A 26,511-nucleotide genomic window follows, 5' to 3' on the forward strand; every position below is an offset into this window, starting at 1 on the left:
AAGGAGGTTTAAAATGACTGAATCTATTCTGGGCATTAATGGATTGGGACGAATTGGTAAACTTACCCTATGGCATCATATTGGTAGAAAGTATTTCTCTCAGATTGTTGTTAATCTTGGCAGAAAGGTTGGGAAATCATTGCAGGATGTTGCTTTCTATATTGAACATGACTCTACATATGGCAGGCTTCATAACTATCTTTATGGCTATCATTCAAAATCAGTTATAGAAAAAGTAGATGAAGCAAATTCCATAATTGTTATTGATGGAGTTCCAGTAAAGATTCTTACAGAGAATAGAAATCCAAAGGATATAGGATGGGGGAAATACGGCGTAAGACTTGTGGTTGATACAACAGGAAAATTTCTTGATCCTACGCTGCCATCGGATTTAAAGGAAGGTTCTGTAAGAGGACATCTTGAGTCAGGAGCATATAAAGTATTGGTTAGCGCACCTTTTAAAATAAAAGATAAAGCTAAGGAAATTCCAGATGATGCAGTAACAGTAATAATGGGAATAAATGAAGAAATGTATGAAAGTAAAAAACATTTAATCATCTCAGGTGCTTCTTGTACAACAACATGCCTTGCCCATATGATGAAACCACTTCTTGACTATTTCGGTGCAGAAAGAATTCTCAGTGTTTCAATGGCAACAGTTCATGCAGTAACAGCATCTCAGCAGGTGCTTGATAGGGTACCTAAAACTGATGCAAAGGATTTAAGAAAAATACGTTCTGCTATGAACAACATAATACTTACAAGCACTGGTGCAGCAAAAACGCTTGCACTTGTTTTACCTGAGATGAAAAATATTGGTTTTATAGCTCAATCAGTGAGAGTTCCTGTTGTGACAGGTTCATTGATAATACTCGTTGTAGCTTTTAGAGATGAAGAAAGCAATATTATTGATGGAGACCTGATAAATAAAATCTATCAGGAGGCTGCTGAAAGAGAAAAAAGAGGATATCTGCTTTTCACTGATGATCAGAAAGTATCCACGGACATAATTGGATTTTTCGGACCAGCAGCAATAATTGAAGGTAGCGAAACACACACAAGAACCGCCATGATTACACTTGATATATCAAAAATGTGTAACATTGGCTCACCTGTTACTGATAAATTACAAATTCCTGTAACCCAGGCAGTGATATATGGCTGGTATGACAATGAACTTGGTAGTTATACAAACATGCTTGGGGACTTAACAGTAAAAGTTTCTGGAGATGTTTATTAGGAATATGTTAAAGTTCTAAAGGAGGTAAAAAATGATTGCACAATTTAGTATAATTCCTTTAGGAGTTGGGGTAAGTGTCAGTCAATATGTAGCAAAAGTTATAAAAGTAGTTGATGAAAGCGGACTTCCCTACAGACTTCATGCAATGGGAACAATTATTGAGGGAGAATGGGATGAAGTAATAGGACTGATAAAAAAATGTCGGGATATATTAATGAATGAAGTGGAAAGAGTGGTTATTGATATAAAGATTGATGATAGAAAAGGTGCTAAAGGAAGAATTGAAGCAAAAATTAAGTCAGTTGAAGAAAAGCTTGGGAAGCCTTTGAAAACATGAATATAGAAAGAATTTATGTTGCCATAGATTTTAAATCAGCTACACCTCTGGTGCTTTCGCATGCAGTATGGCTTTCTCAAACTTTTGATTGCAGGAATCTCTGCCTTTTTCATATTATGGAATATACACTGACTCCACCAGCATATTTAACACCTTACATTAATAAAGAAAAGAAAAAAATAGAAGAAAAATTAAAAAAACTGGCAGAACAACTTGTTCCATATATAACTAATATTGACGTCAAAGTTGTTTTTGGCAGACTAATTGAAAGCATTAAGGAAGTCATAAAGAATGAAAACAGTTTTGCTGTAATAGGGTTTAAAACACATATTACAAGACCTTCTACTTCTGAAAGAATTCTTAAAGGACTTAAAGTGCCTGTTCTTATTGTAAAAGGAGAAGATTTTAAAGAAATAAATCCAGAATATATCAAAATAAAAAAGATTCTATGTCCTATTGATTTTTCTGAACATTCTTTAAGAGCCTTAACTATCGCTCAAACTATAGCGAAAAAATGGCATAGTGAATTGAGAGTTTTACATGTTGTGCCTGAACAAAAAGTTAAAGGCATTATTGAAGAACCTGAAGAAATAGAAAAATATATTGATTACTTAAAAGAAAACGCTCAGGAACAATTTAAAAAAGTAAACAAAACTTTAAATTATGAAATTCTTTCAGGAATTCCTGCAGATGAAATAATCAAGAAATCCAAAGATGTAGACCTTGTTGTAATAGGTTCAAAGGGAAGGTCTTATACTGAAGCAATTATAATCGGAAGTGTAGCTGAGTCAGTTATAAAGAATTCACTAAAACCTGTTTTGCTTATTCATTAGTTGATATTTTATAATTGTGATATGTCTGCAAAAGTAGTCTCAATAAACATCAGCCAAACAAAAGGCACAACAAAAAAGCCTATTGGAGAAGCCATAGTTGTTGAAAACTATGGAATAAAGGAAGATGCCCATGCAGGCTCTCACTGGCATAGACAGATAAGCCTTTTATCTCAGGAAAGTATCCAAAAAATGAAGGATAAGGGCTTAAATCTTAATTATGGAGACTTTGCCGAAAACATTACCACCGAAGGTATTGATTTATCAACTCTTCCAGTGGGAACAAAACTCAAGATTGGTGAGATAATTTTAGAGATAACTCAGCATGGCAAAAAATGCCACAGCAAATGTGAGATTTTTAAAATAGTGGGAGATTGCATTATGCCAAGAGAAGGAGTATTTGCCAAAGTAATAAAAGGTGGGAAAATTAAAGTGGGAGATGAAATAATAAAACTATGAAATACAAAGTTGCAATTATAACTGTTTCTGACAAAAGTTCAAAAGGACAAAGAGAAGACTTAAGCGGGAAAGTTATTGAAGACATGGTTTCATCATGGGCAGAAGTTATTTCCTACAAAATTGTTCCTGATGAGAAAGATTTAATAAAAAAGGCAATAATTGATGAGCTTGATAAAGTAGACCTCATATTAACTAATGGTGGAACAGGGTTACATCCACGAGATGTTACACCTGATGCAACTCTTGAGATTATTGAGAAAGAAGTTCCAGGTATTGCTGAGGCAATGAGATTGGTGGGGCTTGCTAAAACAAAAACTGCCATGCTTTCAAGAGCAGTAGCAGGAATTAAAGGAAAAACTTTGGTAATAAATCTTCCGGGTAGTCCAAAGGCTGTTAGAGAATGCCTTGAAGTTATCATAGATGCCCTTCCCCATGCCATTGACAAACTTAAGGGAGACCCATCTGAGTGTAGTAGATGAATGAAGTAACTTTTACAGCTGCTTTCTTAGGTGGCATTATAAGCTTTTTTTCTCCCTGTATTCTCCCATTACTTCCTGTTTACATTTCACTTTTTTCAGGACTTTCTACAGCTGAATTGTCAGTGGGCAATTCTCGTTTGCGTATTTTTATTTATACTCTAATATTCATTGCTGGTTTTTCTACAGTTTATCTTGCTCTTGGAGTCGGAAGTTCTTTCATTGGAACACTTTTTTTTGATTATCAGGATTACTTAAGAATAATAGGTGGAGTTTTTCTTATTTTATTTGGATTAGTTCTCATAGGTCTAATAAAGTCAGGTTTTTTTGTGAGAGAATTCAGATTAAATGTTAAAGCGCAGAAATTTGGTACTCCCGTAGGAGCATTTCTTATAGGAGTAGGATTTGCCGCTGGTTGGTCTCCCTGCATTGGTCCTGTGCTTGGCAGCATTCTTATTTATTCAAGCATGAGTGGCAGTATTGTGTCAGGAATAAAAATGCTGGGAGCTTACTCTATGGGAATAGCCATACCTTTCCTGATTTCTTCATTATTAATTGATACAGTCATGCGATATCTAAGAAAATTCATGAAAATTTTTAGGTGGATTAATTATCTCATAGGAGTCTCTCTGATAATTCTTGGATTATTAATGATTTCAGGTATCTTCACTGTTTGAATTTTTGTGATTTTTCTCTATATAATACTGCAAATAATACATTTATGGAGGTATGATGAACCAGAATTACGATTTCAAAAATATAGAGACTAAATGGCAGAATGAATGGCTAAAAAATAAACTTTTTGAAGTAAATGAAGATAGCTCAAAACAAAAATTCTACTGCCTTGAGATGTTTCCTTATCCATCAGGAAGAATTCACATGGGACACGTTCGTAACTATGCAATTGGTGATGTTATTGCAAGATACAAGAGAATGAAAGGCTTAAAAGTGCTTCATCCGATGGGATGGGATGCTTTCGGACTTCCTGCAGAAAATGCTGCAATAAAACATGGAGTGCATCCTGCGAAGTGGACATATGAAAACATAGATTATATGAAAAACCAGCTCATAAAACTTGGCTTAAGCTATGACTGGAGGCGTGAGGTTACTACTTGCAGTCCTGAATACTATAAGTGGAATCAATGGATATTCCTTAAACTTTATGAACGAGGTCTTGCATATAGAAAATCATCCTTTGTTAACTGGTGTCCTTCTTGTGCAACTGTGCTTGCTAATGAGCAAGTGATTGATGGCGCTTGCTGGAGATGTGAAACTCAGGTTGAGCAAAAGGAACTTGAGCAGTGGTTTCTGAAAATCACGGCCTATGCTGAAGAACTTCTTAAAGACTGTGATAGACTTACTGGTTGGCCCGAAAAGGTGCTTACCATGCAGCGTAACTGGATTGGGAAAAGTGAGGGAGTTGAAGTTGATTTTCCAATTGAAGGCATGAATGAGGCTTTAAGAATCTTTACAACAAGACCAGACACAATCTTTGGTGTTACTTTTATGTGTATCTCTCCCGAGCATCCTATGTCTGAAAGACTTTGCGAGGATAAAGAGGCATTAAGAAGAATAAGACAACTTCAACGCGAGCCAGAGATAAAAGAAGGAATTTTTACAGGTAAATACGCTATAAATCCTCTAAATGGAGAGAGAGTCCCCATCTGGATTGCCAATTTTGTTCTTATGGAATACGGAACAGGAGCAATAATGAGTGTTCCAGCCCATGATCAGAGAGACTTTGAGTTTGCTGTAAGATATGGAATTCCAATAAAAGTTGTCATAAAACCTAAAGATTCTGAACTTTCCGAGCCTCTTAAGGAAGCCTATGAAGATGAAGGCATAATGGTTAACTCAGGAGAGTTTTCAGGGCTTACATCTTCTGAAGGCAAAAAAGCAGTTGCAGATTACATTGAGAAAAAAGGGCTTGGTAAAAAAACTATTAATTACAGACTTCGTGACTGGGGAATTTCAAGACAGCGATATTGGGGTACCCCTATCCCCATAATTTATTGCGAAAAATGCGGAATAGTTCCAGTGCCTGAAAAAGACCTGCCAGTGATTTTACCAGAGAATATAAGCTTAACAGGTAAAGGTGAGTCTCCTCTTAAGTATGTTGAGGAGTTTTATAAAACTAAATGCCCCCGTTGTGGTAAAGAGGCAAGAAGAGAAACTGACACTATGGATACATTTGTTGATTCCTCATGGTATTTTGTAAGATACTGCTCTCTGCAAAATGAAGATGCATTTCACAAAGAAAAAATAAAATACTGGATGCCTGTTGACCAATACATTGGTGGAATTGAGCATGCAGTGCTTCATCTACTTTATGCAAGATTTTTTACAAAGGTGCTCAGAGACATTGGTATTGTTCCTTTTGATGAACCATTTGAAAGACTTCTTACACAGGGAATGGTTTGCATGGAAAGTTACCGTTGTCCTGAGCATGATTATCTCTTTCCAAAAGAGGTAAAAGATGGAAAATGCATTCATTGTGGAAGTTCTGTCACAGTTGGAAGAGTTGAGAAAATGTCCAAATCAAAGAAAAACATTATTGACCCTGATGAAATGATTGAGCAGTATGGAACAGATACAGTAAGGGTCTTTACCCTCTTTGCAGCACCTCCTGAAAAAGACCTTGAATGGTCTTCTCAGGGAGTTGAAGGTGCTCACAGATTTTTAAAAAGAGTGTATGCTCTTATTTACAAGCACAATAAATGGATAAGAGAGATACATATAAGTGAGTCAGAGGCAAGCTCCATCGGAATGACAGAGGAAGGTCATGCTGAACCTGCTTTTTATTGTCATTCCGAGCCCGAACGTAGTGAGGGCGAGGAATCCCCTACCTCACCTATTATCAGCCTAATCCACCGAACAATTAAGCGTGTTACTCTTGACATAGAAAAGGAATACCAATTCAACACAGCAATCGCTCGTCTGATGGAATTTGTAAATGAAGTTTATGGATATGAACCAAAAACTGAGGAAGAACGCAAAGTATTCAAGTTCGCCATAAGAAACTTTCTTATACTTTTAAGTCCCTTCGCTCCTCATATTGCAGAGGAACTCTGGAGAGAAATTGGTGAGGAGGGTTTTATTTTAAATGAACCCTGGCCCACATATGATGAAGCACTTGCCCGTGAACAGATGATAGAGCTTGTGGTTCAGATAAACGGCAAAGTTCGTTCAAAAATAATGATTCCTCAAGGTATGAGCGATGAGGAAATAGTGAAAATAGCCCTTGATGACGAAAAGGTAAAACAGTGGGTAAATGGGAAAGAAATCCTCAAAGTCATCCCTGTTAAAGGCAAACTTGTAAACATAGTGGTAGCAAATTGAAAATTCAATATTCCAAACACGCTCTTGCCAAAATAGAGGAGAGAAAAATTGATAAAACTTTAATTGAGAGAGTTTTGATTAATGCAGAGCTAACCTTTTATGATATTGTAAATCGTACTTTCGTAGGCATCTCAAAGGTTAAAATTCAGGAATTTGAAACTAATCTTGTAGTAGTTTATACTAAAAGTGAAGAGAATTTTAAAATAGTTACTGTTTATCCTTGTAAAAACATAGAGAAAGAGATAAAAGCTAAGGAGAAAAACAGATGGATAAGAATATAAAAATATGGTTTGATGAACAAGAGGATATTCTTTATTTATCCCTGAAAGAGGGAATTGCAATAGATTCTGAAGAAGTAGCCGAAAATATCAGAATTGAGTATGATGAGAAAGGTAGTATGATAGGTATTGAAATTTTAAATATTTCACGAATGTTAGCAACTTCTATTGCGAAACATCTCAAAGACATTATAATAATTAAAGCTGAAAATCCTGTTTGATTTTATGAAGCTCATTAATGAAATCGCAGAAAAATATAAAATTTCCTTGATTTATCTTTTCGGTTCACAGGCTGAATTAGGTGAGAGATATCTTCATGGTGAAGATATAAAACCTGAGCCTTATTCTGACCTTGACATAGCAGTGCTTTTTGAAGAAATTCCTGAAAACATTATAAAAACCTACGGTGAACTCTATCGTGACCTTTGCTTTGTCTTTGAACCCTTTGAGATAGACCTTGTTTTTATGCATGAACAGGATTCACTTTTTCAGTATGAAATTATAAAGGGCGTACGCATCTATGCAAAAGATGAAGATTTTGCCGATGAGTATGAGGAGCTTGTAATGAAAAAGGCTTCTGATTTAAGTTTTAAACAAAAAGAATTCATAAAAGATGTATTAGAGGCAATTGAAGATGGTTATTTCCAGTTTGAATATAAAGCGAATAGTTGATTTAATTGGCTTTATAGAGGAATGTCTTAATGAATTGAAAATTTTTCAAAGCATTTCAGAAGAGGAATTTCTCTCTGATAAAAGAAACCCGGCTTATGTAGAGAGCTATTTAAGGCGAACCCTTGAGGCTATGTTTGACATTAGCAGACATATCCTTGCTAAAACTTATGGATATAAAGAGCTTGAATACAAAAAAATCGCCAAAGAATTAGGCAACAAAGGAGTAGTTAATCAGGAACTGTCAGAAAAACTTTTCTTGATGGCAGGTTATCGTAATAGAATGGTACATTTTTATAGAGAGATTACTCCATCTGAACTGTTTAATATTGTAAGGAATAATTTAACTGATGTGGAAGAATTTATAAGACAGATAAAACATTTTATAGAGTCATACAGCAAGGAGATTAAATTATGAAAAAAATTTTTATCACGGCATTACTATTTTTAAATCTTTTAACACTAAGTTGCGGATATACCATTCACACAAAAGCTGACCTGCCTTTTCAGGAAATATATCTGAGAAAAGTTGACAATCTCACCCTTGAGCCAGGGTTACAGGATAAAATGAGAAAGATTGCTTATCAGGCACTTGTTGACAATGGTTTTACAATCACTTCTTCCGCTGACAGAGTGCTTGACATCCAGATAAAAAATTATCGTCTGGTTACTCTTTCAGAGATAGGGCTTAATACAGTTGAATATCAGATTATAATTGATGTTAAAGCAATTCTTTACGAAGGAAAGGAGATAAAGAAAGAATTTGCACCGGCTTCACCATTTACAACATTCTTCAGAACAACAAGAGACTTACAAAGCATCATTGCAGACAGAGACCTTGCAATTGAGTCTTTAATAAGGGATATATGCGATGATATGGTAAGAAAACTTATTTTTGAGACAGAGGAAAACAAAAAAGAAGAAAATCTTCAAGAAATTCAATAAAAATTATGCTTGAAATAGAAAAACTTGAACAGGAAATAAAAGAAAAACTCCCAAAAAGAATGTATTTTTGCTATGCTCAGGATACTTTTCTTCTGTTTGAGGTTACAAGGCTTGTCCGTAAAAACTTTGACCCAGTAGTAATTGAGACCTATGAATCTCCTGAAGAACTTGATATCACATCTTTCGCCTCACCATCTTTATTTTCTTCAAAAACAGTTCTGCTAATTTACAACTTTGAAAAAATAAAAAAGACTGAAAAAAGAATTGAATGGCTCAAAAAAATTACATCACAGGTGCATAGCTCTATCAGTCTTATTCTTCTTTGTAATGCTTCATATAAAGAAATATCTGATGAGATAGCCTATTTAAAAAAAGATAAAAACTCTCTCCTTTATAATCTTGATCTAAAGAAAGAAGATTTACCAACATGGATAGCGTATAAGGCAAGTCAGAATGGCATCACGCTAAAGCAGGATGCAATTTACTATTTGATAGACATAACAGGAGGGCAGCCGGGTTTAATTTCGTCTGAGATAGAAAAAATATCGCTTTTGACAGATAAATCTCACATTGGGCTTTTTGATATTAAAGATATTTTGACAGAACTTGGTGAATTCACAGCCTTTGATCTTATTGATGCAATAAAGAAAAAAGACAAAGAAAGAGCATACAGGTTGATTGATAAACTCCAAAATACAGAGCCAGATATGATTTTGGGTGCATTAAACTGGTATTATACAAACAGAGTTAATGCAGACCCAAGTGTTTATAATCTGCTTTACAGAACAAATCTTTCATTAAGGCAGGCTCGCTCTTGCAGCCTTGAGATGCTTTTATATGAGTTGCTTAAAGATTAAGATTTATGCTACTTTAACACATGGAAATAGAAGCAAAACTAAAAAAAGCGTTTATAAATTTAGAAAACTACCATGATAAACTTCAAATAGAATTCGCCTATTTATTTGGCTCTTACGCTGAAGGTAATTATGCTCCAACAAGTGATATTGATCTGGCAGTTTATTTTGTTTCAAATCCTTCCTTGGATGAAGAGCTTTCCTTACATGTTTTTTTAACAAAGCAGCTTAAAACTGACAAAATTGACCTTTTAGTATTAAATCGGACAAAAAATTTGATTCTTCTTGAAGAAATTATAAGAAAGGGTAAAGTTATTTATGACAGAAATTCAGAATTACGAAAAATGTTTGAATGTAAAGTTATTCACAATTCAATTGATTTTAAAATCCAGAGAAAAGTTTTTGCAGGAAGATGAGAGAATCAATCAGAGTCAAGATTGAAAGAATAGAACGTTCTTCAAAATGACACTTCATTTTGTCATTCTGAGGGGGCTCAACGCCTCCGAAGAATCTCTGATTTACTCCGTTATAGAAAAAAGAAAAGATTCCTCGGCACTGATGTGCCTCGGAATGACCAAAAAACATAATGATTAGGAAAAAGGAGAGATTCCTCTTTCCGCGGTCACTCTATTAGGAATGCCCCCTCTTGTCACCCCCAGCGATAGAGAGGGGTCTCCTCATTGGAAACGATGTGGATTTTGCGCTCCGTTCGGAATAAGAATTTGTGAAGAAATTCTTAAAAAGCTTCCTGATGTAAATAAATATTTAACTTATATTAAAGACTTTATGAATTTCTGATTCTCTCAGCCCACCAGATAGCTTTGTCAATCAGTTCATCCTCATCAATAAACTGATGCCTTCCGTTAAGGATTACTGGAATACCATTAACAAAGACATCTTCAATGTCTGAAGCTTTTGCAGAGTAAATTATTGTGGAATATATATCATAAACTGGCTGCAAATGAGGTTTTCTAAGATTCATAAGCACCAAATCCGCCCTTTTACCAGTTTCTATGCTTCCAATTTCTTTTTCAACTCCCAGTGATTCTGCTGCCCATATTGTGAGCATTTTCATGCAGGTTTTTACATCAAGCACAGTCGGGTCTGCTGTTATTCCCTTTTGCACCTTTGCAGCTATTGAGATTTCTTCAAGGAGGTCAAGGTTGTTATTGCTTGCTGCACCATCTGTCCCCATGCTAACTTTCACACCTTTTTTAATCATTTTTGCCACAGGTGCTATCCCACTTGAAAGCTTAAGATTGCTTTCTATGCAGTGGGAAACTCCTATATTTCTCTCTGCCATAATGTCAATCTCCTCATCATCAAGCCACACTGAATGGGCTGCGGTTATTCTGCCTTCAAGAAATCCTATATTCTTCAGATATTTGACAGGTCTTTTACCATTATTTTTAAGGCATTCTTCAACTTCATGAAATGTTTCACTTAAATGAATATGAATGGGCACATTATTTTTCAATGCAAGTTCTTTTGATTTAAGAAGTGTTTCCCTGCTACACGTATAAATGGCATGAGGTGCAACTGCTGGCAGTATGAGTTCATCACTTTTGTATTTTTCAATGAATTCCTTTGCCTTGGCAAGATAATCATCAGCACCTTTGCCTGAGGCTGTGGGAAAATCAAGAACCCCCTGCCCTACAACAGCTCTTATTCCAAGCTTTTTTGCTGCCTGAGCAATTGCCTCAGTGAAGAAATACATATCATTGAAAGTTGTTGTTCCACTTTTTAGCATCTCAAGGCAGGCAAGCGATGTTCCATCATAGACAAACTCAGGACTTAGAAATTTTGCCTCCTTGGGCCATATATGCTCTGTAAGCCACTGCTTAAGAGGCAGGTCATCAGCAATCCCTCTGAATAAAACCATAGCAGCATGGGTGTGGGTGTTTATAAATCCTGGCATCAGTGCTGAATAGGAATTGCCATAAACAGGAATTGAAGGGTCTTTATATTTCTTTAAAATTTCTATAAACTCACCAACATCCTTAATTCTTCCATCTTCAACAACCACAGCACCATTTTCAATTACTTCATCTTTCTTATTCATAGTAAGCAGATACTGTGCTCTGACTATAAAGGTTTTTCCCACACCAACCTCCTAAATTTTTATCAGAATAGCCATTGCAGTAAAGATGAATACAGTTATGCTTATATAGCCATTCATGTTAAAAAAGGCTATGTCAAGTTTTGAAATATCATGCGGCTTTACAAGAGAATGCTCACGAATAAACAAAAGGGCAACTAAAGCCATTCCAATCCAGTAAAATATGTTAAGCTTAAAAATTAAACCTGTTATAGCGAGAAAACCCCACGCAATAAAATGAAATAGCCTTGCAAAGTATATCGCCTTTTTAACACCAAAAATTCGGGGAATTGAATATATCCCGTATTTTTTATCAAACTCCACATCCCAGAGTGCATAAAGAGTATCAAATCCTGCAAGCCAGAATATTACTGTAAGCACCATTGGAATAATTTCCCAGTCAAAACTTCCCTTTATGGCAATCCATGCTCCAAGAGGAGCAAGTGCAAGAGCCAAGCCTAAAACAAAATGGCATGCCCATGTAAATCTTTTTGTGTAAGAATAAATGAAAAGTATGAAGATTGCTACAGGTGAAAGTTTAAAACACAGGGGATTAAGCATCCATGCAGAATATATAAAAACTGCAAGACTGACAACAGTGAATAAAAAAGCCTCCCAGAGTTTAATTTTTCCTGCTGGAATTTCTCTCTGAGCAGTTCTTGGATTGAGGGCATCAATTTTTCTGTCAATTATCCTGTTAAATCCAAAGGCAGATGCCCTTGCTGTAACCATTGCCACAGTAATCCAGAGAACTTTTTCAAGTTCTGGAATTCCTCCTGCAGCAAGCAACGCACCTGCAAAAGCAAATGGAAGGGCAAAAACACTGTGCTCAATTTTTATCATTCTTAGATATAAAACAGCCTTATTTAGAATTGACATAAATAAATTATAACATGATTTATTTTTTACCACTCACCCACTTTTTCCAGTAATGGAACAACTCAAAGATTCTTCGGGGTCATTGAGACCCCTCAGAATGACAAAAAGAGAATCCTTCCGTCTTCTTTTGTCATCCTGTTAGTGCCCCTCCTGCGAGTTATTCTGAGTGCATCCACTTTCCTCTCATTCCGTCTGTTCCTGTTATTCAGAGGAACGCCTTTTTCTGTCATTGCAAAGAGCGTTCCCTTTTCTGTCATTCCAAGGATTGTTTTTTCTTGTCATTCCGAACGGAGTGAGGAATCTCCTCCTCTATGTCTCTATAATTCAACAAAGTGTATTCAAAAGGATACATTCAACCAGAACAAAAATCCTTATAATTCAACCCTTAACTTCTGGCAAAAAAATTGCATAATAAAATTAATGTTGTTCTTTAATAGTTTTTTCTGTCATCCGACAGTTTTAACTGTCATTCCGAGGCACACAGTGCCGAGGAATCTCCTTCTTACCCCCTTGACAGGGAAGGAGAAGTGTGGTAAACTATCCAAAAACTTACTCAAAAAGGAGGTGAGAGGCAAACACGGTGCAAACAGTAGGGAGACTCTTCGGGACGATGTCCCTCAGAGTGACAGAAAATAGAGTAATTCCGAAATGAGTTACCTATCCTGTCATTCCGAGGAGCGATAGCGACGAGGAATCTCCTGCAGGAGTCATCCCGAGCGGTAGCGAGGGAACTCCTAAGCGTCCTTGTGAGACGCTAGACAGTTTGTCATTCCGAGGGCTTTAGCCCGAGGAATCTCTTGTCTTACCACCGTCTTTGACGGTGTAACTGAACTAACCGATGGAGGTTAGGAAGTGAAAAAATATGCAAGTATTTTAGCAGTATTGGTTCTTCTCTTGGGTCTTGCTGCACTAAGCTATGCAGCACCAGCAGAAATCCCCTCTGACACAACAGCAGTCATCGCAAAAGGAAAAACCCAGATAACCCTCGGCGGTGAGCTGAGATTCAGAGGAATGTATGGAAGTAACTTAGGCGTGATGGATAAGGATTCTTACGGAAAAACTAAAACTGAATATTATTTAGATCCTAAAGATGGAGTTGTAAAGAACAGAACAGTTCTTGATGGAGATGGAAGCAGAAATAAAGCATACTATGACTATCGTGTAATACTCAATATGGAAGCTAAGGTATCTCCTAATACAACTGGATATGTTGAACTACAAAGTGGAACATTTACTACAGACAATGTTACTTGGGGTTCTCAGACAGGTGGTGCAAGAGGTAATTATCCTTTTGGTAACACAAAAGAGTCCAATGTAACAATTCGTCAAGCATGGATTCAGTATCAGGGTTCAGGACTTCTCGGTGTTCCAGCAGGATTTAAAGTAGGCCGCCAGCTCATTAAGTTCGGGTATGGTCTCTTCTTTGACCACACATACTTTGGTGATGATGCAATCCTTGTATTTGTTCAGCCAATGAAAGAGCTTACCATTGCAGCTCACACAATCAAATTCAGAGAGGGTAATGAAACTCTTAACGATGACTCAACAGCATACGGAATTCTTGCAGCCTATGCAGGCAAAGGCTTTGGCTTAAGCGCAGATGTAACATATGTTGATGATCAGAATTTGAGAGGATATGATTTAAACTCAAACAACTTTTTCATTTCTTCTACTCCTGGACTTGCAGATTATTCTATCCACCTCTGGAACTTTGGTTTAAGAGGAAATGTTGATGACATTGCTGGAACAGGCTTGAACTTTAGAGCTGATGTAGAGTTTCAGACAGGTAAATTAGATGCACCAACAGGACATGATCCAAAGTTCAAAGGCTGGGCAGCTCTTGCAGGACTTGACTACAAATTCAAGACAATACCATTAACACTTACCGCAGAGTATGCAATCGGTAGTGGCAATGACGATTCAGAGGATATTAAAGCATTCATCACAGCACTTGGTCAGGAACAGCACTATACATTTGTGTATGAATACTTAGCACCTTCTGCATGTAACTTTGGTGCTAACTCAAGAACAGGTCTCTGCAACACCCAGTACGTAAAATTCGGCGGTGCCTATGACATTACAAAGGACCTCAAGGCAGAGCTTTATGGTTACTGGTTAAGAGCAGTTGAAGATGTAGCAATCAATAAGAATGTAGGAACAGGAACCGCACCTTCTCCAGACAAAGACCTTGGCTGGGAAGTTGATGCAAAGGTAACCTATCAGATTGACAAAGGTCTCAAATACTGGGTAGAAGGTGGATACTTCTGGCCAGGCGATGCTTATAAACTCAGCGGTGATAAAGACGCTGATGATGCCTGGGCAGTAAGACACGGCATCCAGCTCAACTTCTAATTGACTTAAAGAGGGGCTTCCCTCTTTAAGTCATCCCGAGGCGTAAGCCGAGGGATCTCAAACACTGCACCGTGTTTGCCAATCATAAAGGCGGGGAATTCACCCCGCCTTTTTTATTTGCTCTTTTTCCTTTTTCATTCCAGTCACTTATTTTTTTGTCATTCCGAGGGGCTCAATGCCCTGTACTGCACCCCATTTTTGAGGACACTTTTAAATCTTCCAATTTGTAGAGCCTCATGCAACATTTCTCTGCTGCTCCCTGTAGTATTTTAACTCATACTCCTCTGGTGATAAATATCCTAAAGCACTGTGCACATAAAGCCTGTTGTAACAAAAAAGAGTACTCTTACGAAATAGTCCTTCAAATCCTTTATTCTGAAATCTCTCCTTCAATCTCAAACATTGTCTGTAACTAAGTCCAAGAATCTCTGATGCTTGCCTAAGAGTGATACAGCCTCTTAGAGCTTGAGTTAAAACTTCATATCTTTTCAACTCTTCCTCCGAGATTAAATAATACTTTTTCACTTTTTCTTCCTCCTTTAGTGTCAAATCCTAAAAGAGGAAGAATAACACTAATGTGACATTTTAATTTAGTAATAACGTGTGACATTTTATTATTGTAACCACAATGACAGAGAAAAAGGTTGACAAAATAAAGAGAAAACAGTTATATTGCAAAAGTTTTAGGCGCGTAGCTCAGTGGGAGAGCGCTTCCTTGACGCGGAAGAGGTCGTGGGTTCGATCCCCTCCGCGCCTACTCAATAAAATAAAAGCTTTCTCTGTTCTCTCAGAATTTAACAGCTTTTATGTGCAAAAATTGAAATCCTCTCCAAGTTTACAAATTGAGAAATTTCAATGGTATATCGGATGAGATTCCTCACTTTGTTCGGAATGACACCCCCTTTCTGTAACCCAAAACAATAGCAAGGGGGACTACTAAAAGGAGTAAATTCCTCGCTGCATATTGGAATGAGAAGAAAGGCGTCGCCCCGTATTACATAGCAATATCACTGCTCTCTGAACTATTCACCCCTGAAAATTTTAAACACACCTTTAGCATATTGAACCACAAAAGAATTTGCTTAAAATTTTTGTTTAATGTTAAATTAAAGAAATTTTTGAAAGGAGAAGAAGCATGAAGTATTTAAAAATTTTTGTTATCTTTACAATTTTTTCACTTTTTTTTGCATGCAGTAAAAGTGATGAAGTAGTTGTAAAAGCAGGCTCATCAAAACTTACAAAAAAAGAACTTCAGGAAGATATTAAAAGTCTTCCACCACAGACAAAAGCATTTCTTGCCTCACCTGAAGGCGTTAATCGTCTGAAAGACGAACTGATTAAAAGAGAAGTTTTATATGAAGAAGCAAAGAAAAAAAATCTGGCCAAATCAGAAGAATTTAAAAGAAGAATGGAAGAATTCAAAAAGATTACATTAATCAATATGTTACTTGAGCAGGAAATTAAAACACTCCAGCAGGTCACTGAACAGGATGCTAAGGAATACTATGAAAAAAATAAAGACATGTTTATTAAGCCGGTTGAAGTCAGATTAAGTCAAATTGTAGTAAAAAATGAAGATGAAGCTAAGAAAGTTTATGAAAGAATAGATAAAGGTGAAGAATTTAGCAAAATAGCAAAAGAACTTTCAAGAGATGAGAAAACAAAAGCATCTGGTGGAGATATTGGATTTTTTAAAAAAGGTCAACTTAATCCCCAGATTGAAAATGTTGCATTCAGCCTAAGAAAAGGACAGGTCAGCATGCCTCTTACTTTCAAGGGAGAGCTTTATATTTTTAAAATTACAGATGTCAAGGGTAATCCAATTGATTTTGAACAAATAAAAGGACAACTCATTGAACAACTTAAAGCAAAAAAACAGCAGGATTGGTTTAACACTTATATTGATGATTTGAAAAAGAAACATAAAGTAGAGATTAATGAAAAAGCTTTACAAGAAATACTTAATCAGTCCTTAATTGGAGGGAAATCTATACAACCACAGCAAAATAAATAATTATTTTCCAATGCAAAACTCACTAAAAATTAAATTTAGAATTTCTTCAGTAGTAACAACTCCAATAATCTGACCCAGAAAGCCAAGAGCCTCTCTGAGAAACATAGCAGTAATCTCAAGAGGCTCTTTATTTTTAAAACTTTGAAATGCGTTTTCTAAAGCATTCAATGCACTATCAAGGGCTAATTTGTGCCTTAGTTTTGTTACCACTAATCCCTCTTGCTCATACTTGCCTGAAATGGTTGTCTTAAAAATAAGCTCTTTTAATTCTTCTATTCCTTCTCCTTTTAAAGCAGAAATTTCCACAGTTGGCTTATTTTTAAGAAAATCAGGCAATTGAAACTCTTTGTTTTTTATGTCTTTTTTGTTTATTACAACAATTAATCTTTTTTGAGTAATCCTGCTTATTATCTCTTCATCAAGACTATCAATAGGTCTACTTGCATCAAGAACAAGCAAAACAAGCTCAGCTAACTCAACGGCTCTTAATGTTCTTTTAATTCCTTCAGCCTCTACAAGGTCATGAGCTTGCCTTATACCTGCTGTATCAACAATCTTGAGCGGCATTCCTTTAATATTCACATATTCTTCAATAATATCCCTCGTTGTTCCAGGAACCTCTGTCACAATTGCTCTGTCTTTCATTAAAAGAGCATTTAAAAGCGATGATTTACCAACATTGGGTTTCCCAACAATTGCAGTTGTAAGTCCTTCTCTATAAATCTTACCTTCTTCATATCCTTCAATAAGTTTTTTTATCTCATCTTTTATATGGGTTATTTCCTTTATAATTTCTTCTTCTGTGAATCCATCAATATCTTCTTCCGGAAAATCAATGTATGCTTCAATATGCGCACAAACTCTCATGAGAGCATCTCTCAACTCATTTATTTTTATTGAAAGTCTTCCACTAAGATGTTCCAGTGCAATCTTTTGTGCCTGTTCAGTTTTAGCTCTAATGAGGTCAATCACAGATTCAGCCTGACTTAAATCTATTCTGCCTCTTAAAAAAGCTCGTTTTGTAAATTCACCTGGTTCAGCAAGTCTTGCACCTTCATATAAAACTATGTCAAGAATTCTTTTTAATGTAATATATCCTGCATGACAGTTTATCTCTACAATATCTTCTCTTGTGTAAGTATTTGGGGCTCGCATAACAGTAACCAGTACTTCATCAACTCTTTCTTGGGTAGAAGGATCAATTATGAAACCGTAATGAATTGTATGTGTTTTTACATTTTGCAAATTGATTCCTTTAGGAGAATGAAAAATTTTGCTTGCAATTGAAATAGCCTGTCTGCCACTTATGCGAATTATTCCAATACCTCCTTCTCCTAAAGGAGTGCTTATAGCAGCAATTGTGTCAAATTCAGATGAGATCACACGGATTTTTTGATTTTTTTATTAATGTAAAACTGTTGAGCAATTCCAAACAAGTTATTTATAAGCCAGTAAAGAACAAGTCCTGAAGGAAAGCTCAGGAATAAAAATGTAAATACTACTGGCAAAAGTAACATTATCTTTTGCTGCGTAGGATCTGCAGTTGATGGAGTCATTTTTTGTTGAATCAACATTGTAGCACCCATAATAATAGGAAGCACATAATAAGGGTCTTTTGCTGAAAGGTCATGTATCCAGAACATAAAAGGTGCTTGCCTTAATTCTATAGCTATTGTGAGAATCTTATATAAAGCAAAAAATACAGGAATCTGAAGAAGCATTGGGAGACATCCGCTCATTGGATTAATTTTGTATTTTTTATAAAGCTCCATCATCTCTTTTTGAAGTCGCTGAGGGTCATTCTTGTATTGTTCTTTTAACTGCATTAATTTTGGTTGAAGTTCGCTAAGTTTTTGCATTGACTTCTGCCCACGATTCACTATAGGTATAAAAGGAATTCTTACAAGAATTGTAAGTATTATTATTGCTATACCATAATTCCCTATCAAGCTATATAAAAGTTTTAGAAACCAGAAAAGAGGACGAGCAATAATTGAAAAAAATCCAAAATCAACTATATGTTCAAGCCCTACATTAAATTTTTTGAGATAATCGTACTCCTTTGGAGCGGCAAATACTCTATAGCTATTAATACCATCATTAAATTCTACTCCTGTAAGAGCATCGCCATTATAAGGCAAAACAACAAATTGATTTGCCTTGGTTACAGGCACAATAGCTGAAAAGAAGTATTTATCTTCTTGGGCAATCCATTTTACACCTTCTTTGTATGTGTTAGTTTCTTTTATTTTTGAAGGATTCAACTCAATCCTGTCAGCTTCTTTCAAAATTACAGGTCCCCAGTGAGGTGAGTCTTCTTTTTCAAAAATTCCAAAATCTTTCCCAAGTGTCACATAGTAACTGCCAAAGCCTTTAACTTCCTCCTTTATGTCTATTACATAATCAGTTTTGTTAAAAAAGAACGTTCTTTTTAAAAAAATATTGCTGTCATTATAGGTGAATACAACAACCGCCTGATTAGAGTTTTTAAAAGAGACATTTGAATCATCTATATTAAACATGACTTTTGAATAATTGAACTTACCATCTTTTGAAATTGAAAGTGGAAGAATATCAGATGAAGTTAAAATAATAGGTTTACCACTGTTGTCTTTATATTTCTTAAGTTCTACAGATTTGATGGTTGCGCCCTCATTTGAAAGAATTACTTTAAAAACATCATTTTCAATAGAAACTTCTCTATATTTTATATCCTTAGAAATCTGCTTTGGTTCTTCTTTTTTTAAAGGCTCAGGTTGGACTGATTGAGGAATTTGTTTCTTATCTTCTTTTTTTACTTCCACAGGTTGTTGTTGAACTTCTGAAGGTTTGTAGTACTTTGTATATAAATACTGACTACCAAATAAAATAGCCATACTTAAAATAACTGCTAAAAATGCTCTTAATCCTGTTTTTTCCATAACCTCACCTTAATGGATCATATCCTCCTGGATGAAAAGGATGACATTTAAGTATTCGTTTTATTGCAAGAAAAATACCCTTTATCCCATATTTTTTTATAGCTTGTTCAGCATAATCTGAACATGTTGGAATAAATCTACATGTAGGAGGCATAAATGGAGAGACAAACCTCCTGTATATTTTTATCAGAATTAATAAAATTTTAGAGATTATGGAGTTAATCTCCATCTACCCTTTGCTCTTCTTCTTTTTATAACTCTTCTTCCACCCGGAGTGCTCATTCTTTTAAGAAAACCATGTGTTCTTTTCTTTTTAAGCTTATGTGGATGATAAGTTGTATACGCTCCCAATTTTTACCTCCTGTTAAAACTTATATGGAATAAGCATTCTTATTGCCTTATATTGAGTCTCATCAACTTGAGCAATCTGTCTTAAATGTCTTGTTCTTTTTGAAGGCTTCCCTGTAAGCAAGTGACTTTTATTGGCTCTTCTTCGCATAATTTTTCCTGTTCCTGTAACTTTAAATCTTTTCGCTGCTCCTCTGTGAGTTTTAAGTTTTGGCATAAATAACCCCCTTCACAAGTTTAGACAACTATTTTAATAAATTTTATCCAAAATTATCAATCTTTACCGGGAGCTATAATCATACTCATACTGTTGCCTTCAAGACGGGGCTCTTGTTCAATTTTATGTGCAAATCCTACAAGAAGGGCTTTTATTTTATCAAAAACTTTCATTCCCATTTCAGAGTGAACAATTTCTCTGCCTCTGAAAAAAAGAGTTATCCTTGCTTTATCCCCATCTTCAAGAAATCTTTTAATATGTTTGACTTTAAGCTGAAGATCATGGTCTGAAATCTGAGGTCTTATTTTTATTTCCTTTACAGTAGAAGGCTTTTTAGAAGAACCTTTTTTTTCAAGTTGATACTTATATTTTCCATAATCCATTATTCTGCAAACTGGAGGACTTACATTTGGTGCTACTTCTACAAGATCATAACCTCTTTCACGAGCTATTTGAATAGCTTCTTTTGTATTTACTACTCCTATTTGCTTACCATTTTCATCAACAAGTCTTACTTCCTTTGCCTTAATTGCTTCATTTACTCTGATATCCTTTGTTGCTATTTTCCCACCTCCTTGAATTATTTTTTATCTTTTATATCGTTAACAAGAAACTCTATAAATTTTTCAAATTTTATAAGTTCAAAATTTTCTCCATCTCTTTTACGAACAGTTATAGCATTATTTTCAATTTCTTTATCGCCAATTATTACCATATAAGGAACTTTGTTCAAGGTTGCATTTCTTATCTTGTATCCTATTTTTTCATTGTCAATATTTAACTTAACTCTGAAATCATTATTTATCAGTTGTCTATAAACTCTGGCTGCATAATCAGCATGTTTTTCAGAAATAGACATCACTTCAATCTGCACAGGAGCAAGCCATAGGGGGAAAGCACCCGCATAGTGCTCAATCAACACTCCCATAAATCTTTCAAGTGAGCCCATCAGAGCTCTATGTATCATAATTGGCCTGTGTTCTTTGCCATCTTTTCCTCTATATGTGATGTCAAATCTTTCTGGAATATTAAAATCAACTTGAATTGTGCTACATTGCCATGACCTATTAAGAACATCTTTTATTTTTATATCAATTTTGGGTCCATAAAAAACTCCTTCACCTGGGTCAATCTGATATGGAAGATTTCTTGTTTTAAGTGCTTCTTCTAAAGCAAATGTTGCTTTTTCCCAATTCTCAATGCTTCCAACATATTTTTCAGGTCTTGTGGAAATATATATATCATAAGCAGTGAAACCAAATGTTGAAAGAATGAACACAGTAAAATCAAGAACTTTTTGAATCTCTTCTTCCAGCTGTTCTTCTGTACAGAATATATGAGCATCGTCTTGTGTAAAACCTCTCACTCTTAAAAGTCCATGAAGAACTCCTGACCTTTCATATCTGTAAACTGTTCCAAGTTCTGCAAATCTTAATGGAAGTTCTCTATAACTCCGAAGTTCGGATTTATAAACCTGAATATGAAATGGGCAATTCATAGGCTTAAGCTGATACGCAATTTCGTCAATTTCCATAGGTGAATACATGTTTTCTCTATAAAAATCTAAATGTCCACTTTTTCTCCATAAATCAAGCCTTGCAATATGTGGGGTATAAAGAAGTTGATATCCTGCTTTTAAATGTTCGTCCTTCCAGAAATCCTCTATTATCTTTCTAACGATTGCTCCATTAGGAAGCCAGATTATAAGACCAGGACCAACTTCTTCACTTATTTCAAAAAGTCTGAGTTGTTTACCAAGTCTTCTATGGTCTCTCTTTTTAACTTCCTCAAGAAAATTAAGATAGTCCTGTAACTCTTCTTTAGTGGGAAAAGCAGTGCCATATATCCTCTGAAGCATCTTGTTTCTTTCATCCCCTCTCCAGTAAGCTCCAGCAACACTTAAAAGCTTGAATGCCTTAACAATACCTGTATGAGGGATATGAGGACCTCTACATAAATCTATGAATCCACCTTCTTCATATATGGAAACTTTCTCATCCTCTATTTCATTTATTATTTCAATTTTATAAGATTCACCAAGACTTTCAAAAAGCTTTATTGCTTCATCTTTTGATATTTCTTTTCTTATAAATGGCTGCCTTGATTTAATTATTTCATGCATTCTTTTTTCTATTTTTTGAAGGTCTTCTTCTGTAAAAGGAGTATCTCTATCAAAATCATAATAAAATCCATCTTCAATTGCTGGTCCTATGGTAACTTTCACATCTGGGAATAAATCTTTTACAGCATGAGCCATTATGTGAGCTACCGAATGTCTAAGTATTTCAAGCCCTTCTTTGCTTTGAGGAGTAATTATTTCAATTTCTTCATCTTCATTAAGAGAAGATATGAATGATAGATCTTTTATTTCTCTATTTATTTTGAGGGCTATTGCCTGATTTTCTTTCAATAGTTTCTTTAGTTCTTCAGGCATCAACTCAACAATATTGTCTTTAATTTTTACTTTTATGCCTAACCTCCTTAAAATTTTAAATCTATATTAATCTAAAAGCAATACAATAATCAATATCTTATACTAAAACTCCATCAATCATTCTCAGTTTTCTTGTGCATTGCTGTGCAAGAGATTCATTATGAGTAACAATTATAAAAGTTGTGCCAATTTCTGAATTAATTTTTTTAAAAAGCTCAAAAAGTTCCTTGGCAGAGCTTGAATCAAGATTTCCTGTGGGCTCATCAGTAAGTATAAGAGGAGGATTTTTAAATAAAGCTCTTGCAATTGCAACTCTTTGCTGCTCTCCTCCTGAGAGTTCACCTGGACGATGAAAAGCTCTTTCTGCTATCCCTAATTTTTTTAGTATTTCAAGAGCCTTTTCCTTGAGTGATTCATAAGTTTGTCTCGCCCTTTTATGTTCATTTGCAATTAATTCAGGCATTACAATATTTTCAATAACATTAAATTCAGGTAAAAGATAGTGAAACTGAAATACAAAACCAATATTTCTATTACGAAACTCTGAAAGGGCATCTCTTGAAAGATTGAAAGGATTTATTTCACCATCAAATTTATACAAAATTTCACCTGATGTTGGAATATCAAGAGTGCCAATTACATGAAGAAATGTGCTTTTGCCAACTCCACTTGCTCCTGTAATTGCAACAATTTCACCATGATAGGCTATAAAATCAATTCCCTTTAATACTTCTATTGAGCCAGCCTTTGTCCAGTAAGTTTTTTTAAGGTTTTTTGTTATTAGTATCTCTTTTTTCATCACGAAAAGGTTTTCCAAACTCTTCTATTTTCTTCAATATAAATTGATGAATACTGTCTGCTTTATCTGCAGCATAGTGAAATCCTTTTTTAACAATTCCTGTTGTTTTATCTCCAGCTTGTCTAATTTTTTCTCCACCAAAAAACAATGCTACAACAAAAAAAATAATAAAAACAATTATACTCAGACATCCGATATTTCTTATGAATTTAAACACCTATTCATACCTCAAAATCTCAACAGGATTTATTTTTGAAGCTCTGTGAGCAGGATATATAGTGGAGACAAGGCTGATAAATAAAGCACTTGCACATATCAAAACAATATCAAGAACCTTAACCTTAACAGGTAATTTACTCAGATAGTAAACATCTGCTGGAAGTTTAACAATATCATAAGACCTAACAATTTCGCATAAAATAAGACCTCCTGTTAAACCCACCAAAATTCCAATTAACCCAATAATAAGTCCCTGACACATGAAAATTAGTTTTATCAACCTGTCGGTTGCACCCATTGATTTAAGTATAGCAATATCTCTCTGTTTTTCAGTTACATTTACCATTAACATGCTTATTATATTAAATGAAGCAACAAGAACAATCAATATTAGAATAATGAACATTGCGAACTTTTCAAGTTTAAGAGCAGAAAAAAGATTTTTATTCATCTGCATCCAATCTTTAACATAAAACTCTCCATCAAGCTCCTTAGTAATAGCCTGACTGATAAAGTTTGCTTTGTAAACATCTTTAAGTCTAAGCTGAATACCTGTTACTTTGTTTCCATATTCAAAAAAATCTTGGGCTATCTTCAGGTCTGTTATAACAAGATTCATATCATATTCAAACATTCCTATCTCAAAAATCCCAGTAACAATAAATTTTTTAACCTTAGGAATTATGCCAAGCGGACCCATTGTTCCCATTGGAGATATAACTGTAATTGTATCGCCAGGCAATACTCCGAGCATGTTAGCAAGCTCTTTGCCTATTATTATCCATGGTAACTCTGTATAATTTTCGTATTTATATTTGATATATTTGAATATTTCTGTAGTCTTTCTATCATATTCTGGAATAATACCCCTAAGATAAACTCCATGAGCCCTTTTACCTGATGAAATCAATACCTGTCCCATTATAAAGGGAGAGCATGCTTGAATTTCATTTTTTTTTGATAAAAAATCCATCATAGTTTTATAATCACTGATACCTCCAGAGTAACTCAAAAGCACAGCATGCGATTGGGTGCCAAGAATTTTTTTCTGTAAATCCTCATGGAATCCACTTACTACAGATATAACAACTATCAGAGCCATAACACCAAGCGCAATCCCGCTTATAGAAATTACTGTCCCGAATGAAAGCCCTTTTTTTCTACTTTTCAAATATCTTAAAGCAATAAAAAAGGGAAGTCTCATTTTGTCTCTGGTCTTAAAAGAGGAAAGAGAATAACATCTCTTATTGATTGATTGTTAGTCAAAATCATGACAAGTCTATCTATTCCAATGCCTTCACCTGCTGCTGGAGGCATACCAATTTCAAGTGCTCTTACAAAATCTTCATCCATTTCTGGAACTTCTTCATCACCCTTAAGTCTTTCTTCAAGTTGGCGTAGAAATCTCTCTTTTTGGTCAAGAGGATCATTCAACTCTGAGAAGGCATTAGCCATTTCTCTGCCTGCGATAAAAAGTTCAAATCTTTCAACAAGTTCTGGATTATCCTTTTTCCTCTTTGCCAATGGCGAAAGCTCAACAGGATAATCAATAATAAATGTTGGTTGAATCAACTCTGGTTCAACGACTTCCTTAAATATCTCATCAAGCACCTTACTAAGACTACTTCCTTCAGGAATCTCTATACCTTTTGCCTTAGCCCATTTAAAAGCAAGATTGCAATCTTTCATCACTTCTTCAGGTACACCTTTATTTTTCAATGCATCAAACATGGTAATTCTTTTAAAGGGCGGAGTAAAATCAATTATATAATCTCCATATTTTACCTGAAGACTTCCACAAACTTTCTGAGTAATGTAACTTAAAAGTTTTTCTGTAAAATCCATAAGCCAGTTGTAATCTTTATAGGCTACATAAAACTCTATCATTGTGAATTCAGGATTATGTTTTGTTGAGATTCCCTCATTACGAAAGTTTTTTCCTATTTCAAAAACTCTTTCAAAGCCTCCAACCAAGAGTCTCTTCAAATAAAGTTCAGGAGCGATTCTTAAATAAAGCTCCATATCAAGAGCTTCATGATATGTTTTAAAAGGCTTTGCTCTTGCTCCACCAGCTATTGTATGCATCATAGGAGTTTCAACCTCAAGAAAACCCTCATTTTCAAGGAACTCTCTTAAATACTTTATAATTAGCTGTCTCTTTACAAATGTTTCTTTTACTGATGGATTTACAATAAGGTCAACATATCTTTGCCTGTACCGTGCCTCAATATCTTTAAGACCATGCCATTTTTCTGGAAGAGGTCTCAAAGACTTGCTTAAAAATACAAAATTATGAACTTCTATGGTTAATTCATTAGTTTTTGTTCTAAAAAGCCTTCCTTCAACTCCTACAATATCTCCAATATCAAGATTTTTAATTAATGAAAACTTTTCTCCTAATATATCTTTTCTTAAATAAATCTGAATTTTCCCCTTTGAATCCTGAACATGAGCAAAAGCTGCTTTACCAAAATCTCTTAACAGAATTACTCTTCCAGCAACTGATATGGTTATATTTTCATTTTCTAAATGTTCTTTCTCAAATTCTCCAAATTTTTTAAAAATATCTTCAGTGCTATCTGAAGGTTCAAATGTTCCATTATAAGGCTCTATACCAAGACTTCTTAATGCGGTAAGTTTTTTAATCCTCTGTTGAATCAACTCTGAAAGCGGCGTTTCCTGCATAGTTATAAGTTATACCCCCTTCAATTTTTATTTCATTAAAAAATCGGGGCGAGCCGATTTGAACGGCCGACCACTCGCACCCCAAGCGAGTGCGCTAACCAGGCTGCGCTACGCCCCG

Annotated in this window: 30 protein-coding genes and 2 tRNA genes; 17 read left to right on the forward strand and 15 right to left on the reverse strand. The window is 35.1% G+C overall.

Annotated elements, in window-relative coordinates; translation table 11 throughout:
- The first annotated feature begins 13 nt into the window (after nucleotides 1–13).
- The 14 genes from FLY87_RS05125 to FLY87_RS05190 are packed head-to-tail and all read left to right on the forward strand — an operon-like array spanning nucleotide 14 to nucleotide 9,843.
- On the forward strand, nucleotides 14–1,240 hold the full coding sequence (locus tag FLY87_RS05125; RefSeq protein WP_141266480.1) for a type I glyceraldehyde-3-phosphate dehydrogenase: 1,227 nt from the start codon (nucleotides 14–16) through the stop codon (nucleotides 1,238–1,240).
- A 31-nt stretch (nucleotides 1,241–1,271) separates the two neighbouring features.
- A complete protein-coding gene (locus tag FLY87_RS05130) occupies nucleotides 1,272–1,577 on the forward strand; it encodes an MTH1187 family thiamine-binding protein (RefSeq protein WP_012545454.1) in 306 nt (101 codons plus the stop codon).
- On the forward strand, nucleotides 1,574–2,410 hold the full coding sequence (locus tag FLY87_RS05135) for a universal stress protein (protein ID WP_012545028.1): 837 nt from the start codon (nucleotides 1,574–1,576) through the stop codon (nucleotides 2,408–2,410). Before FLY87_RS05130 ends, FLY87_RS05135 begins: the two co-directional genes overlap by 4 nt.
- Nucleotides 2,411–2,431: 21 nt before the next feature.
- On the forward strand, nucleotides 2,432–2,866 hold the full coding sequence (locus tag FLY87_RS05140) for an MOSC domain-containing protein (RefSeq protein ID WP_012545911.1): 435 nt from the start codon (nucleotides 2,432–2,434) through the stop codon (nucleotides 2,864–2,866).
- A complete protein-coding gene (locus FLY87_RS05145) occupies nucleotides 2,863–3,345 on the forward strand; it encodes a molybdenum cofactor biosynthesis protein B (protein WP_012545311.1) in 483 nt (160 codons plus the stop codon). The genes FLY87_RS05140 and FLY87_RS05145 overlap by 4 nt, the downstream gene beginning before the upstream one ends.
- The gene (locus FLY87_RS05150) at nucleotides 3,342–4,019 is read left to right on the forward strand and encodes a cytochrome c biogenesis CcdA family protein (RefSeq protein ID WP_012546387.1); all 678 of its coding nucleotides are present in this window, start codon (nucleotides 3,342–3,344) and stop codon (nucleotides 4,017–4,019) included. The genes FLY87_RS05145 and FLY87_RS05150 overlap by 4 nt, the downstream gene beginning before the upstream one ends.
- Before the next feature lie 55 nt (nucleotides 4,020–4,074).
- Complete coding sequence (gene leuS, locus FLY87_RS05155; RefSeq protein WP_141266482.1) at nucleotides 4,075–6,681, forward strand: leucine--tRNA ligase; 2,607 nt, start codon at nucleotides 4,075–4,077, stop codon at nucleotides 6,679–6,681.
- A complete protein-coding gene (locus FLY87_RS05160) occupies nucleotides 6,678–6,962 on the forward strand; it encodes a DUF4258 domain-containing protein (protein WP_012545735.1) in 285 nt (94 codons plus the stop codon). Before leuS ends, FLY87_RS05160 begins: the two co-directional genes overlap by 4 nt.
- Entirely contained in the window at nucleotides 6,947–7,180 is a 234-nt protein-coding gene (locus FLY87_RS05165; RefSeq protein ID WP_012545314.1) for a DUF2283 domain-containing protein, read from the forward strand. Before FLY87_RS05160 ends, FLY87_RS05165 begins: the two co-directional genes overlap by 16 nt.
- A gap of 4 nt (nucleotides 7,181–7,184) precedes the next feature.
- Nucleotides 7,185–7,631, forward strand: a complete 447-nt coding sequence (locus FLY87_RS05170) for a nucleotidyltransferase domain-containing protein (RefSeq protein WP_012546607.1) — start codon at nucleotides 7,185–7,187, stop codon at nucleotides 7,629–7,631.
- A complete protein-coding gene (locus FLY87_RS05175) occupies nucleotides 7,594–8,046 on the forward strand; it encodes a DUF86 domain-containing protein (RefSeq protein WP_012545150.1) in 453 nt (150 codons plus the stop codon). Before FLY87_RS05170 ends, FLY87_RS05175 begins: the two co-directional genes overlap by 38 nt.
- Nucleotides 8,043–8,573 carry an LPS assembly lipoprotein LptE gene (gene lptE / locus FLY87_RS05180; protein ID WP_012545934.1) on the forward strand — a complete coding sequence of 177 codons (531 nt, stop codon included), beginning with the start codon at nucleotides 8,043–8,045 and terminating at the stop codon, nucleotides 8,571–8,573. The genes FLY87_RS05175 and lptE overlap by 4 nt, the downstream gene beginning before the upstream one ends.
- 5 nt (nucleotides 8,574–8,578) lie before the next feature.
- Nucleotides 8,579–9,430: a DNA polymerase III subunit delta gene (gene holA / locus FLY87_RS05185; RefSeq protein WP_012545757.1), complete on the forward strand. Its 852-nt coding sequence runs from the start codon at nucleotides 8,579–8,581 to the stop codon at nucleotides 9,428–9,430.
- A 20-nt stretch (nucleotides 9,431–9,450) separates the two neighbouring features.
- Nucleotides 9,451–9,843: a nucleotidyltransferase domain-containing protein gene (locus tag FLY87_RS05190; protein ID WP_141266484.1), complete on the forward strand. Its 393-nt coding sequence runs from the start codon at nucleotides 9,451–9,453 to the stop codon at nucleotides 9,841–9,843.
- A gap of 368 nt (nucleotides 9,844–10,211) precedes the next feature.
- On the opposite strand, the gene FLY87_RS05200 is transcribed toward FLY87_RS05190, so the two are convergent.
- Both FLY87_RS05200 and FLY87_RS05205 read right to left on the reverse strand, forming a co-directional pair.
- Complete coding sequence (locus FLY87_RS05200; RefSeq protein ID WP_141266486.1) at nucleotides 10,212–11,531, reverse strand: amidohydrolase family protein; 1,320 nt, start codon at nucleotides 11,529–11,531, stop codon at nucleotides 10,212–10,214.
- Between the two features lie 9 nt (nucleotides 11,532–11,540).
- A complete protein-coding gene (locus tag FLY87_RS05205) occupies nucleotides 11,541–12,404 on the reverse strand; it encodes a UbiA-like polyprenyltransferase (protein ID WP_255446969.1) in 864 nt (287 codons plus the stop codon).
- Between the two features lie 852 nt (nucleotides 12,405–13,256).
- Between FLY87_RS05205 and FLY87_RS05215 the strand changes: the two genes are divergently transcribed.
- Nucleotides 13,257–14,756: an alginate export family protein gene (locus FLY87_RS05215; protein WP_141266490.1), complete on the forward strand. Its 1,500-nt coding sequence runs from the start codon at nucleotides 13,257–13,259 to the stop codon at nucleotides 14,754–14,756.
- A gap of 234 nt (nucleotides 14,757–14,990) precedes the next feature.
- Here FLY87_RS05215 and FLY87_RS10140 read toward each other — a convergent pair whose 3' ends face one another.
- Entirely contained in the window at nucleotides 14,991–15,281 is a 291-nt protein-coding gene (locus FLY87_RS10140) for a helix-turn-helix domain-containing protein (RefSeq protein WP_181405992.1), read from the reverse strand.
- A 160-nt stretch (nucleotides 15,282–15,441) separates the two neighbouring features.
- Here FLY87_RS10140 and FLY87_RS05225 point away from each other — a divergent pair.
- Together FLY87_RS05225 and FLY87_RS05230 are read left to right on the forward strand one after the other, a co-directional pair.
- Nucleotides 15,442–15,513: transfer RNA gene (locus FLY87_RS05225), tRNA-Val, on the forward strand.
- Between the two features lie 378 nt (nucleotides 15,514–15,891).
- Entirely contained in the window at nucleotides 15,892–16,770 is an 879-nt protein-coding gene (locus FLY87_RS05230; RefSeq protein ID WP_012545595.1) for a peptidyl-prolyl cis-trans isomerase, read from the forward strand.
- On the opposite strand, the gene mnmE is transcribed toward FLY87_RS05230, so the two are convergent.
- The 12 genes from mnmE to FLY87_RS05290 form a co-directional block, all read right to left on the reverse strand.
- On the reverse strand, nucleotides 16,771–18,153 hold the full coding sequence (gene mnmE, locus FLY87_RS05235; RefSeq protein ID WP_012546495.1) for a tRNA uridine-5-carboxymethylaminomethyl(34) synthesis GTPase MnmE: 1,383 nt from the start codon (nucleotides 18,151–18,153) through the stop codon (nucleotides 16,771–16,773).
- Nucleotides 18,150–19,691: a membrane protein insertase YidC gene (gene yidC, locus FLY87_RS05240; RefSeq protein ID WP_012545913.1), complete on the reverse strand. Its 1,542-nt coding sequence runs from the start codon at nucleotides 19,689–19,691 to the stop codon at nucleotides 18,150–18,152. Before yidC ends, mnmE begins: the two co-directional genes overlap by 4 nt.
- A 4-nt stretch (nucleotides 19,692–19,695) precedes the next feature.
- A complete protein-coding gene (gene yidD / locus FLY87_RS05245; RefSeq protein ID WP_012546583.1) occupies nucleotides 19,696–19,920 on the reverse strand; it encodes a membrane protein insertion efficiency factor YidD in 225 nt (74 codons plus the stop codon).
- Entirely contained in the window at nucleotides 19,902–20,042 is a 141-nt protein-coding gene (gene rpmH / locus FLY87_RS05250) for a 50S ribosomal protein L34 (RefSeq protein WP_012545609.1), read from the reverse strand. The genes yidD and rpmH overlap by 19 nt, the downstream gene beginning before the upstream one ends.
- Before the next feature lie 13 nt (nucleotides 20,043–20,055).
- A complete protein-coding gene (gene rpmI / locus FLY87_RS05255; protein ID WP_012545453.1) occupies nucleotides 20,056–20,256 on the reverse strand; it encodes a 50S ribosomal protein L35 in 201 nt (66 codons plus the stop codon).
- Nucleotides 20,257–20,312: 56 nt separating this feature from the next.
- Complete coding sequence (gene infC / locus FLY87_RS05260; protein ID WP_200855693.1) at nucleotides 20,313–20,840, reverse strand: translation initiation factor IF-3; 528 nt, start codon at nucleotides 20,838–20,840, stop codon at nucleotides 20,313–20,315.
- Complete coding sequence (gene thrS / locus FLY87_RS05265) at nucleotides 20,837–22,690, reverse strand: threonine--tRNA ligase (RefSeq protein WP_012545243.1); 1,854 nt, start codon at nucleotides 22,688–22,690, stop codon at nucleotides 20,837–20,839. The genes infC and thrS overlap by 4 nt, the downstream gene beginning before the upstream one ends.
- A 97-nt stretch (nucleotides 22,691–22,787) precedes the next feature.
- Nucleotides 22,788–23,489, reverse strand: a complete 702-nt coding sequence (locus tag FLY87_RS05270) for an ABC transporter ATP-binding protein (RefSeq protein WP_012546122.1) — start codon at nucleotides 23,487–23,489, stop codon at nucleotides 22,788–22,790.
- Nucleotides 23,455–23,706, reverse strand: a complete 252-nt coding sequence (locus FLY87_RS05275) for a hypothetical protein (RefSeq protein ID WP_012545980.1) — start codon at nucleotides 23,704–23,706, stop codon at nucleotides 23,455–23,457. Before FLY87_RS05275 ends, FLY87_RS05270 begins: the two co-directional genes overlap by 35 nt.
- The gene (locus FLY87_RS05280; RefSeq protein ID WP_141266492.1) at nucleotides 23,707–24,912 is read right to left on the reverse strand and encodes a lipoprotein-releasing ABC transporter permease subunit; all 1,206 of its coding nucleotides are present in this window, start codon (nucleotides 24,910–24,912) and stop codon (nucleotides 23,707–23,709) included.
- Nucleotides 24,909–26,393 carry a lysine--tRNA ligase gene (gene lysS, locus FLY87_RS05285; protein ID WP_012545717.1) on the reverse strand — a complete coding sequence of 495 codons (1,485 nt, stop codon included), beginning with the start codon at nucleotides 26,391–26,393 and terminating at the stop codon, nucleotides 24,909–24,911. The genes FLY87_RS05280 and lysS overlap by 4 nt, the downstream gene beginning before the upstream one ends.
- Before the next feature lie 43 nt (nucleotides 26,394–26,436).
- Nucleotides 26,437–26,511, reverse strand: a tRNA-Pro gene (locus FLY87_RS05290).

Origin of the sequence: Thermodesulfovibrio sp. Kuro-1 (assembly GCF_006538445.1) — a bacterium.
Classification (GTDB): Bacteria; Nitrospirota; Thermodesulfovibrionia; order Thermodesulfovibrionales; family Thermodesulfovibrionaceae; genus Thermodesulfovibrio; species Thermodesulfovibrio yellowstonii.